The organism is Pseudomonas cichorii, assembly GCF_015471405.1.
Classification (GTDB): Bacteria; Pseudomonadota; Gammaproteobacteria; order Pseudomonadales; family Pseudomonadaceae; genus Aquipseudomonas; species Aquipseudomonas serbiensis.
In genome coordinates this window covers 164,052-176,398 of sequence record NZ_BLVZ01000001.1, presented here as the reverse complement: position 1 = coordinate 176,398, position 12,347 = coordinate 164,052, and the positions used below count along the sequence as shown (strand labels likewise).

At 58.0% G+C, this 12,347-nt stretch carries 5 protein-coding genes; 2 read left to right on the top strand and 3 right to left on the bottom strand.

What is annotated here, in order from left to right:
* Positions 1 to 83: 83 nt before the first annotated feature.
* Both JL015_RS00690 and JL015_RS00685 read left to right on the top strand, forming a co-directional pair.
* Positions 84 to 1,289 (top strand): MFS transporter, encoded by a 1,206-nt coding sequence (locus tag JL015_RS00690; RefSeq protein WP_201017003.1) that lies wholly within the window; start codon positions 84 to 86, stop codon positions 1,287 to 1,289.
* Positions 1,290 to 1,483: 194 nt separating this feature from the next.
* Positions 1,484 to 4,102, top strand: coding sequence for an autotransporter family protein (locus JL015_RS00685; RefSeq protein ID WP_201017002.1), 2,619 nt, complete (start codon positions 1,484 to 1,486; stop codon positions 4,100 to 4,102).
* A 64-nt stretch (positions 4,103 to 4,166) separates the two neighbouring features.
* Here JL015_RS00685 and glgB read toward each other — a convergent pair whose 3' ends face one another.
* Genes glgB through JL015_RS00670 form a run of 3 tightly spaced genes read right to left on the bottom strand, consistent with a single transcriptional unit; the run spans position 4,167 to position 11,772 of the window.
* The gene (gene glgB / locus JL015_RS00680; protein ID WP_201017001.1) at positions 4,167 to 6,398 is read right to left on the bottom strand and encodes a 1,4-alpha-glucan branching protein GlgB; all 2,232 of its coding nucleotides are present in this window, start codon (positions 6,396 to 6,398) and stop codon (positions 4,167 to 4,169) included.
* The gene (gene treS, locus JL015_RS00675) at positions 6,395 to 9,724 is read right to left on the bottom strand and encodes a maltose alpha-D-glucosyltransferase (RefSeq protein ID WP_201017000.1); all 3,330 of its coding nucleotides are present in this window, start codon (positions 9,722 to 9,724) and stop codon (positions 6,395 to 6,397) included. Before treS ends, glgB begins: the two co-directional genes overlap by 4 nt.
* Before the next feature lie 17 nt (positions 9,725 to 9,741).
* Entirely contained in the window at positions 9,742 to 11,772 is a 2,031-nt protein-coding gene (locus tag JL015_RS00670; RefSeq protein ID WP_201016999.1) for an alpha-1,4-glucan--maltose-1-phosphate maltosyltransferase, read from the bottom strand.
* Positions 11,773 to 12,347 lie beyond the last annotated feature (575 nt).

Genomic DNA, 12,347 nt, shown 5'->3' with positions numbered 1-12,347 from the left:
ATCAGATTGTTAGCGTGCTTTCATTTAAGCCCTTACCGCGCCATGATGATTCCATTCCAACCGCCTGCCAGCGAACGAGTCCAATGCCTGCCGCCTCAAGCCAGAAACCTTCAGCGCAGCCAAGTTCCATGGCGATCACGCTGCAAATTGTCTCAATCGTCTTCTATACCTTCATCGCCTTCCTGTGCATCGGCCTGCCAATTGCCGTGCTGCCCGGCTATGTACACGACCAACTCGGATTCAGTGCGGTGGTCGCAGGTCTGACCATCGGCTCGCAATACCTGGCCACCCTGCTCAGCCGTCCCTTTGCCGGCCGGCTGACGGACAATATGGGTAGTAAACGCGCCATCGTCCTTGGCCTTTGCGGGATAGTCATCAGCGGTGTGATGACGCTGGCCGCCACGCTGCTTGAAAGCATTCCTCTGGCCAGCCTGTGGATTTTGATCGTTGCACGGCTGTTCCTCGGCGTATCTCAGGGCATGATCGGGGTCGGGACCATCAGTTGGTGTATCGGCAAGGTCGGCGCGGAGCATACGGCACGCTCGATTTCCTGGAATGGCATCGCGTCCTACGGCGCGATTGCCATCGGCGCACCACTTGGGGTCGTGATGATCGACCACACCGGGTTCAACAGCCTGGGCATTGCCCTTGTCGCCATGGCGGCCCTGGCCTTGCTGATGATTCGCAAGAAGCCATCGGTACCGGTGATTGCCGGTGAGCGCCTGCCCTATTGGTCGGTGTTCGGGCGTATCGCTCCGTATGGCCTTGGGTTGACGCTATCATCCATCGGCTACGGGACGCTGACCACCTTCATTACCTTGTTCTATATCAGCCGTGGCTGGGAAGGAGCAGCCTGGTGCCTGAGCATGTTCGGGGTATGTTTCATCCTTGCCCGCCTGCTCTTTATCGGCGCCATCAATCGCTTGGGCGGCTTCAATGCGGCGATGCTGTGCATGGCAGTGGAAACCATCGGGCTGGTAATGCTGTGGCTGTCTCCCAACACCGGTTTTGCCCTGGCGGGCGCGGGCCTTACCGGTCTGGGGCTGTCGCTGGTGTATCCGGCTCTGGGTGTCGAGGCGATCAAGCAAGTCCCTACCACCAGTCGCGGTGCAGGTTTGAGCGCCTATGCCGTGTTCTTTGATCTGGCGCTGGCGATTGCAGGCCCCGTGATGGGAGCCATTGCACTGGGTCAGGGCTATGGCTGGATTTTCTTTTATGCCTCTTTGCTGTCGATAACCGCCCTGGCCCTGACACTCTGGTTATCACGCCGCCCTCAAGCAGGCACCTGAACCTGTTTTCGCACGGAACCTGATGCCGCCGGTCGGTCAACTAATTGACGCATCCCGCAATCGGATCTTGACTTGTTTCTGCTAGCCATTGATCAGGCTTATAAAACCCCTTCATGGATGTCACTTGCGTGGTAGCCAGGCCAGCATTGGAACCATGAACCGCCTCCCTGACCACGTGTTCAGAGAGAGCAGTCATGAAAATCAACCACCGGTTACTGCGCTTCATCGCTCGAATCCTTCCCCTGGCTGTACTGACCTTCTTCATCTCCCCCAACGCTCATGGTGCCTGCGATCTCACCGCCACCATCGCCAACGAGATACAGGTCTGTGACAGCGGCAGCAGCGGTCCCTTGAACAAACCTGGCGGTAATAACACGCTGATATTCCCGGCAGGAGGTACGGGTTCGATTAACGGCAGCGTCACCTATGGGCCAGGGAGCGACAGGGTCGAGATGAATTCCGGCAACATCACCGGCAGCGTCAATCAGGGCGCGGGGCCGGATCAGTTTCGTATCACGGCAGGAAACATCACGGGCGATGTCAATCAAGGTACCGACCGTGATGATTTCTTCATGAGTGGCGGCACCCTGCGCTCGCTGACTCAAGGCGATGGCCTGGACACCTTTCTCATGACCGGCGGCACGATCAGTAACGCCTTCGAGGATGGTGATCAGGCCAGAATGACCGGCGGCACCATAGGCCGCGTGGACATGAAACTGGATGACAATACCTTCGATATGTCGGGCGGGGCCATCGTCAACAATCTGGTCACAGGCTTTGGCCGCGATACGATCATTCTGTCAGGCGGCAGTATTGGCGGGATCGTCAGTGTCAGTGGTGGCAACGACAGGGTTACCGTCAGTGGCGGCGAGATTCGCGGCGGGATTCGCACCAGCTTCGGCAATGACACCTTCACCTGGCTCAATGGCGGCTACATACGCGGCAGTGTGCTGATGGAGAACGATAATGACACGGCGACACTGAGCAATCTGAATGAAACCTACCTGGGACCCAACCCGCTGCTCAATGGTGGTCCGGGCACGGATCTACTGGCCTTTGATGCAACAACCTCAGCAAATCCCGCACGCTATACCAACTGGGAAACGGTCAATCTGAACAATGGTTCACGGCTGGATCTGGCAGGCATTTTCACGCTGGGGGATAGCACCAGCGAAACGGGAGTCATGAATGTCGACGCCAGCAGTACCCTGACATCCGTATCGGGCAGCATTTCGCCTTTTACCAGCGCTCGTTTGGCCACACTCAACAACGCCGGCACTCTGGACATGAGCACCGGTAGCAGCAGTGCGACTGACACACTGACGGTCAATGGCAATTACGTTGGCAATAACGGGCAGCTACGGCTGCAATCGGTGCTGGGCGAAGACAACTCGCCCAGCGACAAACTGGTGGTATCCCGGGGATCGATCAGCGGCAGCACTCAGATTACAGTCGACAATCAAGGAGGAGTCGGTGCATTGACCCTGCAAAACGGGATCGAAGTGGTCGAGGCCGCCAATGGCGCGACCAGCGATAACTCAGCCTTTTCACTGAAAAACTCATTGTCTGTCGGCGCCTATCAGTACTACCTGTTCAAGGGTGGAGCCACTGCCGGCTCGGAGAACAGCTGGTTTCTGCGCTCATCGGTGATTTCCGTACCTGAGGCGCTCGTCACTGTGCCAGTCGAGCCTTCTCCTGAACCGACACCAACACCAACGCCGACGCCAATGCCAACTCCTGTGCCACCCGAAGCTCCAGCGCCCACACCGCCAACCTTTCAACCGGCGGCTACCCAGCCCGTTCCCGCACCTGGCACCCCGCCGCTTCCCGCGCCTGTACGTGGTGCTGCGCCTGTTCCCTTGTATCGTCTGGAGGTTCCGAATTACGCAGTGGTGCCTCCAGCCGCTGCAAAACTGGCGCTGTCATCCCTGGGGACCTTCCATGAGCGTCAAGGCGACCAGAACCTGCTGAACGAGACCGGTGCCTTTGCTGCCGGTTGGGCACGCATATTTGGCAACGACTTCCAGCAAGACTGGTCAGGCACGGTAGCTCCTGGCCTGGATGCATCGCTCAAGGGCTATCAGGTCGGCCATGACCTGTTGGCCCTGCAAACCAGCAGCGGACGCACCCAGCGAACCGGTCTATTCGTTGCCCACACGCAACTGGACGGCCACGTCAAAGGCTTTGCCGAGGGTTTCGAGGGCCGCCGTACTGGCAAGCTGAAAATCCAGGGTGACAGCCTCGGCATCTACTGGACCCTGATCGACCCGCAAGGCTGGTATCTGGATACCGTGGCGATGGGTACTCGACTCGATGGCAACAGCCGTTCAGACCGGGGGATTCGTATCGACACTGACGGCCATGTCCTGAGCTTCTCCGTCGAGGCGGGTTACCCCATTGCGCTGGCGCCACACTGGGTTATCGAACCTCAGGCACAAGTGGTCCATCAACGTATCGACCTCGATAGCCAGAACGATGGAATCTCACACGTCGCGTTCGACTCACAGCCCTACACCACCGCACGCCTGGGTGGACGGCTTGAAGGCCGCTATCAAGTGCGGGGAGTTCCGGTCGAGCCGTTTTTACAAGGTAACCTGTGGCACAACTTTGATGGTGCGGACACACTGACCTTCGATCACAACGACCGGATCAAGACGGAACACAAATCGACGACGGCTGACCTGGGCGTTGGGCTGACAACCCGATTATCCCGTGAGATCAGCCTCTACCTGAGCGCCGATTACAGCAGCAATCTGGATGACAATGACCTGGATGGGTTGCGGGGAAATCTGGGGGTCAGAGTGAGCTGGTAGGTTGCTGTCGCGGCCAAGGCCCCTCCCACGCAGATGTGGGAGGGGCCTTGGCCGCGACGGTTCACTATTCCTCGACCTTAGGCTTGAGAATCAGCACCGCCAAAGGCGGCAGACTCAATGAAACAGAAGCAGGCATCCCGTGGCTCGGGCTGTCTTCGGTATGCACCCCGCCGCCATTACCCAGATTCGAGCCTGCATACGTTTCAGCATCACTGTTGAGCAGTTCGACCCAGGTCCCGGTGAATGGCACGCCAACACGATAGTTTTCACGGGGCACCGGGGTCAGGTTGGCGACCACCAGCAGCGGCTCACCCTCCTTGCTCCAGCGCAACCAGGCAAACACGCTGTTGGCCGCATCGTCACCGATCAGCCACTGGAACCCCATCGGCTCGGCATCGCGCTCGTGCAGGGCCTTTTCCTGGCGATACAGGCGGTTGAGGTCCGATACCAGCTTTTTCACGCCGATATGATCAGCATATTGCAGCAGGTACCAGTCCAGTTGCTCGTCGTGGTTCCACTCGCGCCACTGACCGAACTCACAGCCCATGAACAGCAGCTTCTTGCCCGGATGCGTCCACATGAAGGTCAGGTAAGCGCGCAGATTGGCGAATTTCTGCCAACGGTCACCCGGCATCTTGTCGATCAGCGAGTGCTTGCCATGCACCACTTCATCGTGGGAAATCGGCAGGATAAAGCGCTCGGACCAGGCGTACACCAGACCAAAGCTCAGTTCGTTATGGTGATGGGCGCGGTGAATCGGGTCTTGCTGCATGTAATGCAACGAATCATGCATCCAGCCCATGTTCCATTTGTAGGAGAACCCCAGCCCGCCCTGCTGGGTATTCTGAGTGACGCCCGGCCAGGCCGTGGACTCCTCGGCAATCACCATGGTGCCCGGCGCTTCAATCGCGACCACATCGTTGAGGTGACGCAGGAAGTCAATGGCTTCGAGGTTTTCACGCCCGCCAAAACGGTTCGGTACCCATTCGCCGGCCTTGCGCGAGTAATCGCGATACAGCATCGATGCCACAGCATCCACCCGCAGGCCGTCGATATGGAAGTGCTTGAGCCAGTGCAGCGCCGAGGCCAGCATGAAACCATGCACTTCGGTGCGGCCCAGGTTGTAGATCAGGGTGTCCCAATCCTGGTGGAAGCCTTCCTGCGGGTTGCCATATTCGTACAGCGCCGTGCCGTCGAACTGGGCCAGGCCATGGGTATCGGTTGGAAAATGCGCGGGCACCCAGTCCAGGATCACGCCGATCTCGGCCTGATGGCAGGCGTTGACGAAGAACGCAAAATCCTCGGGCGAGCCATAACGTGCCGTGGGAGCGAATTGCGCCAGCAATTGATAACCCCAGGAGCCGCCAAATGGATGCTCCATGATCGGCATCAGTTCGATATGGGTGAAGCCCAGTTCCTTGACGTAAGGGATCAGCCGGTCAGCCAGTTCACGCCAGTTGTATTGCCGCCACTGCGTCCCGTCTTCGTTCTGCTCCATCTGCCAGGAACCGGCATGCAGCTCGTAGATCGACAGCGGCGCCGTCTGGGCATGCCGGGCGCCGCGCGATTGCAGCCAGTCATGGTCCTGCCAGTCGAACTGCAACGGCTGGGCGACCTTTGAGGCGGTATCGGGTGGCAAGGTGGTTGCCAGCGCCACCGGGTCACATTTCAAGGGCAGGATGCCCTGGCTGCCCAGGATTTCGTATTTGTAGATCTCGCCTGCCTGCAAGCGAGGCACGAATACTTCCCAGACACCCGAGGGATGCCGCAGGCGCATCGGATGACGACGCCCGTCCCAGTTATTGAAACTGCCCACCACCGAGACCCGGCGAGCATTCGGAGCCCAGACCGCAAACCGCACGCCATCGATACCTGAGACATTGGTGAGCTGTGCGCCCAGGCAACTGCTCAGGTCGCGATGATTGCCTTCTGCAAAGAGATACAGATCCATCTCGCCCAGCAGCGGACCGAAGCTGTAGGGATCTTCGGTTACCTGTTCGCCACCGGCCCAGTTGATCTTCAACAGATAAGGCTGTGCCTGCTCGAAATGCCCCACGAAAAAACCTGGCACTTCACTCATCTGCAACTCGCCCAGATCACGTCCGTCGTTCTGGGCAAGCACACGAACACTCAATGCACCCGGCAGGTACGCACGGATGAACTGCCCGTGGGCGCCATCGTCATGTGGCCCGAGAATGGAAAAGGGATCTCTGTGCTCCGCACGGATCAAAGCATCCATATCGACAGCAGCAGGCATTGGTTGGCGGCCCGTACCGATCTTGTCAGGCAAATTCATTTGGTTTCTCCATCAGACAGTTCCAGCAACCCACGCAAGCCTTGCAAAGGTACGGCCAACCAACTCGGACGATTCTCGGCTTCGTAGATCACTTCATAAGCGGCTTTTTCCAGGGTGAACAGCTCCAGCGCAGCGCTCTCTCCGTTCTCGTCTTTCCAGGCATGAGCCAGGCCGAGTGTTGCCTTGCGATAACCCTCCAGAAACGCCTCGCGGGCCTGAGCGAGGTAGGTTTCGGCTACATGACGGCGGGCCACGCCGGCCTCGGCCGAGGTGTCGACACTCTGAGCACTGCGCACGGCCATTGCGGCAGCGTAGTCGAAAGATCGCAAAACGCCGCTGACATCCTTGAACGGGCTGTGTTTGGCACGTCGCTCGGGCAAGCTGCGGGCAGGCTCGCCCTCGAAATCGATCAGATAGGCGTCGCCCTTGACCACCAATACCTGACCCAGATGCAGGTCGCCGTGGACCCGCATGCGCAAACCGCCCACCGAGCGTCTGGCCAGGTCTTGCACATGGTTCTGAATGGCTTGGCGACTGGCACTCAGGTCATCGACCAGTTGCCGGTCTTCCGGCCCCAGATCGTCCTTGCGCTGATCGAGCAATTGCAGGGCACGCTCAAGCTGTGCGCCGATGCTTTTCGCCGACGCCTGACTGTCATCGATGCTGGTGACTTGCACCGCAAAGTCCGGATTATCGGTCGGTGCTGCCAGAACCTGGTGCATTTCTCCGAGTCGTTGCCCCAGATAAAGAGAAAAATCCGCCAGTTCCAGCAGCGCGTTGTAATGCTGCTCCTGCTCGGACACGCCATGTGCCAGCGCATCGCGCACTGCCCGCTCAAGGTTGTTCTGGGTCCACTCCCAGGCATCGCCCTGATTGCTCAAGTAGCCTTGGGCAATCATCAATAGATGCGGCTGCCCGTCATTGCCGACCCTCGTCACGGCCCCCAGCAAGGGCGAAATGTTCCGGTAACCGGCATTGGTCAGATAAGCCCCCATTTCCAGCTCCGGGTGAGTACCGGCACTGACCTTGCGGATCAGCTTGAGCACCAGGCTGCTGCCCACCACAACAGAGCTGTTGGACTGCTCGGCGGAGAGATAGCGCACCTCAGACTCGTCACTCAGCCCCAAGGGCGCCAGTTCCGACGTGTGCTCGAAACGCAATTCGCCGTCGTTGCAGGTCAGTACGGTCTGATCCTGCATGCCTTGAATCACTGCCCGGATAAAGGTTTCCAGAGTAAAGGCATCGGTAATCAGCCCCACCTGCCGACCGCGCCGCACGCGGGCAAGCGCCAGTTGCTGGGGCAAGGCGCTGCTGATGTCATCTTCGGCCAACAGCCCGAAAGGCAATTGATAACGCTCTGGCTGACCACCGGCAGTGACCTCGATTTCACTGAGCAGGACCGGATGCGCCGGGTCGCCGAAGCGAACGGCATAGGCGATGTTGACCTGTTCAATGGCCTTGTCCTTGCCCGCAAACCAGCGACGCTTGGGCAGATAGACCGCCAGGGAAGTGTTTTCCATCGTGCTGCGCAACGGCTCGTCGAGCAATTCCTCAAGACGCTTCTTGAGTACCAGCGTGGGAAAGTCCGGCATGCTTTGCGCAGGTTCCACGTGCCAACTGGGCATTTGATTCTCCGGGGCGAGAAGAAACCAGTAAAAACCATAAGGTGGCAGCGTCAGCAGATAACTCAGTTGCCCGATCGGCGGGAAGGCACTGCCGCCGAGCATTTCCACCGGGACAGTGCCCGCATGGGCCGACAGCTCCAGTTCGGCCGCCTGGGCCGCACTGGAAACGTTGGCTACGCACAAAATGATTTCGTTGTGTCCATCTGACCCTGTGTATTCGCGAATGTAAGCCAGGATGCGACGATTGGACGGTGACAGCATTTTCAGCGTGCCGCGCCCGAATGCCTTCTGCTGCTTGCGCACCGCCAGCATTCGACGATTCCAGTTCAGTAATGAATGAGGATCTTTTTCCTGGCTTTCGACGTTGACCGACTGGTAGCCGTACAGCGGGTCCATGATCGGTGGCAACACCAGACTGGCCGGGTCGGCACGGGAGAAACCGCCATTGCGGTCGATGGACCACTGCATCGGCGTACGAACGCCATCGCGGTCCCCCAGATAGATGTTGTCGCCCATGCCGATTTCATCACCGTAGTACAGCGTCGGAGTACCGGGCATGGACAGCAGCATGCTGTTGAGCAGTTCGACCCGACGCCGGTCACGCTCCACCAACGGAGCCAGACGTCGGCGGATGCCCAGATTGATGCGGGCGCGCTTGTCGGCTGCGTAGTAATTCCACAGGTAGTCCCGTTCACGGTCGGTGACCATTTCCAGGGTCAGTTCATCGTGATTGCGCAGAAAGATTGCCCACTGGCAGTTGGCCGGAATTTCCGGTGTCTGGCGCAGAATGTCAGTGATCGGGAAGCGGTCTTCCTGGGCCAGCGCCATATACATGCGCGGCATCAGAGGGAAGTGAAACGCCATGTGGCATTCATCGCCATTGGGGCCATGGGTATCACCGAAATACAGTTGCGTATCTTCCGGCCATTGATTGGCCTCGGCCAGCAGCATGCGATCAGGATAGTGGGCGTCGATCTCGGCACGGATGCGCTTGAGTACCTGATGAGTCTCGGGCAGGTTCTCGTTGTTGGTGCCATCCCGCTCGATCAGGTAAGGAATCGCATCCAGACGCAAGCCATCGACACCCAGGTCCAGCCAGAAGCGCATGACTTCCAGTACCGCGTCCATCACGTAGGGATTGTCGAAATTCAGATCCGGTTGATGGGAGTAGAAGCGGTGCCAGAAGTACTGGCCGGCCACCGGGTCCCAGGTCCAGTTGGACTTTTCCGTGTCCAGAAAGATGATGCGCGTGCCCTCATACTTCTGATCGGTATCGGACCACACATAAAAATCCCGGGCCTTGGAACCGGGCTTGGCATGCCGCGCCTTCTGAAACCAGGGATGCTGGTCCGAGGTGTGGTTGATGACCAGTTCGCTGATGACCCGCAAGCCGCGTTTGTGGGCCTGGGCAATGAACCTTCTGGCATCGGCCATGGTGCCGTAGTCGCTGTGTACATCACGGTATTCGGAAATGTCGTAGCCATCATCACGCCGGGGCGAGGGATAGAACGGCAGCACCCAGATGGTGTTGACGCCCAGTTCGGCGATGTAATCGAGCTTGTCGATCAGGCCGGCAAAGTCACCGATACCATCATTGTTGGAATCGAAGAACGACTTGACGTGAACCTGATAGATCACGGCGTCCTTGTACCAGAGCGGATCATTGATGAATGTGGCGTTAGTAGCTTTCTTCTTCGCCATTACGGGCTCCTGCCTCTTCAATTCGCGGCCTGGATACGCCAGATACCAAATGGCTGATACGAAGGGTCGATCCGCATCCACTGAATCTTGCCGTACCAGGTCCATCGATGCCCGGTCATCAGGTCCTCGCCCGAAGTTGCAGCATCGTCGGGCAGGCCCATGTCCCACAGCGGCAACTCGAAGTGCGCTTCCTGGGCATTGAACGGATCCAGGCTGACAGCCACCAGAATGAAGTTACTGCCATCGTCCGAGCGCTTGCCGAAATACAGAATGTTGTCGTTCCAGGCCGCATACAGCTTCAAACCCAGATGACTATGCAATGCAGGGTTCTGCCTGCGAATACGGTTGAGCTGGGCGATCTCGGCAATGATATTGCCCGGTGCCGTGAAGTCCCTGACCCGGATCTCATACTTCTCGGAATCCAGATACTCCTCCTTGCCGGGGATCGGTGCCGACTCGCACAGCTCAAACCCCGAATACATGCCCCACAGGCCCGACCCCATAGTCGCCAGCGCGGCCCGGATCAGAAAGCCCGCGCGCCCCGACTCATGCAGGAAATGCGGGTTGATATCCGGCGTATTGACAAAGAAATTGGGACGGTAGCAATTGCGCAACGGTGGCTGGTTGAGCTGGGTCAGGTACTCGGACAACTCGGCCTTGGTGTTGCGCCAGGTGAAATAGGTATAGCTCTGTGAATAGCCGACCTTGCCCAGACGCGCCATCATCGCGGGTTTGGTAAAGGCTTCAGCCAGAAACATCACATCAGGGTGCTGGCTGCGAATGTCACCGATCATCCACTGCCAGAACGGCAGCGGCTTGGTGTGCGGGTTATCGACCCGGAAGATCTTGACACCCTCCTCGACCCACCCCAGCACGATATCCCGCAACTCCAGCCACAGGCCGGGAATCGCATCGGCCGCATAGAAGTCGACGTTGACGATGTCCTGATATTTCTTCGGCGGGTTCTCTGCATAGCGGATGGTCCCGTCCGGCCGCCAGGAAAACCAGCCCGGATGCTGCTTGAGCCAAGGGTGATCCTGAGAGCACTGAATGGCGAAATCCAGAGCGATCTCCAGGCCGTGCTCCGCAGCCGCTGCAACCAGATTGCGAAAATCCTCGCGGGTGCCCAGTTGCGGATGAATAGCCTCATGACCACCGTCTTCACTGCCGATGGCGTAAGGGCTACCCGGATCGTCCGGGCCTGCGGTCAGCGAATTGTTCGGGCCTTTGCGATGGGCGCGACCAATGGGGTGGATAGGCGGGAAATACAGCACGTCAAAGCCCATGTCCCGAATCATCGGCAGGCGTGAGTGCACATCATTGAAGGTGCCATGCCGCGCCGGATCATCGGTAATAGAGCGGGGAAACAATTCATACCAACTGGCGAACTGCGCCAACTGACGCTCCACATCCAGCGGGAACTCGATACTGCGACTCAGAAACGTCCGATTGTCCGCCTGGACCATCAAGGCCGCAGTTTCACTGTGCAAGAGCAAGGCAACCCGGCCTTCGGAATCCAGTTGCCCCAAGCGCTCCAGAACACTTTCGATCTGCTGACGCAACGCGCCCTGGCTTCGCTCGGCCGCATGAACGAGATGAATACGCCCTTCTTCCAGCTCCAGCTCGATGGGCACACCGGCACCGTACTTTTTCTCCAGTTCGTAACGATAACTGGCGTACTGATCGATCCAGGCCTCCAGGCGAAATACGTAACGGTCAACGGACGTCGGCGTGAATTCGCCGATCCAGCTGTCATTTCCAAGGTCGTGCAGCAAAGCGTCCTGCCACTCCCCGTCACCGTCCACCCGCCAACAGACCCGCACTGCCAGCTTGTCATGCCCATCGGCAAACACCTTGCTGGTCACCGTGACCTTCTGCCCGACGATGCCCTTGGCAGCAAACAACCCGCCATCGATCACCGGCATGGTGTCTTCGATCACGATGCGCGGTAATTGCAGGGCTTGGGTCAGGGACAGTGGACGGGTTGGGTGTGGAACATCAGAGGCCAGAGAATCCGGGCCGTATGGCTGATCAGCAGTCACATTCATCGAGCATCACTCCTCACGCCCCTGGGACGCTCCTGTGCAGATCCATGCAGAAAAAGGTTTTGTATCGATGCGGTGCGGACAGACAAAGACAATCCTGATTCGCCTGAATATCTGTCACATGTTTTTCCGATGCCGCCTGTACAGGCAAAGTTCAAAAAGTTTGAGAACGAGCCTCAGCGTAGACGAATCTGTTCGCTCAGGGCTGAGCCATGCAACAGCAGGAAATGCCTGAATGGGCATGCGAACCAAAACCCGGACGACCGTTCGTCGGCTTTTTTAGGGGAGCATATAAAGATCCCAGAGTTGAACCACTGGAAAACTATTAGCCGAAAAATGTGAGTACTTTCTCAAATCAGATATTTTCGATGGTGAGCATAAGCCTGTCGATAACACCTACGGAAAACTCTTACAACAATCAAAGACCTTAAGTAACCATCAGCAAAAACACCGAAGTTTCTTAAAGAAACGTAAGACGCTTCCACAACAGAAAAATCAATCAAACCTGGCATATGCAAACCATATTGACTCGAACATATTAAACAAATAAAAACAGATCCCTCAGCACAATCCCACGC

What these genes read in the sequence shown, in the direction of transcription:
- JL015_RS00670 (WP_201016999.1), bottom strand. Translation starts at nt 11,772, where the DNA reads ATGAATGTGACTGCTGATCAGCCATACGGCCCGGATTCTCTGGCCTCT.
- treS (WP_201017000.1), bottom strand. Translation starts at nt 9,724, where the DNA reads ATGGCGAAGAAGAAAGCTACTAACGCCACATTCATCAATGATCCGCTC.
- JL015_RS00685 (WP_201017002.1), top strand. Translation starts at nt 1,484, where the DNA reads ATGAAAATCAACCACCGGTTACTGCGCTTCATCGCTCGAATCCTTCCC.
- glgB (WP_201017001.1), bottom strand. Translation starts at nt 6,398, where the DNA reads ATGAATTTGCCTGACAAGATCGGTACGGGCCGCCAACCAATGCCTGCT.
- JL015_RS00690 (WP_201017003.1), top strand. Translation starts at nt 84, where the DNA reads ATGCCTGCCGCCTCAAGCCAGAAACCTTCAGCGCAGCCAAGTTCCATG.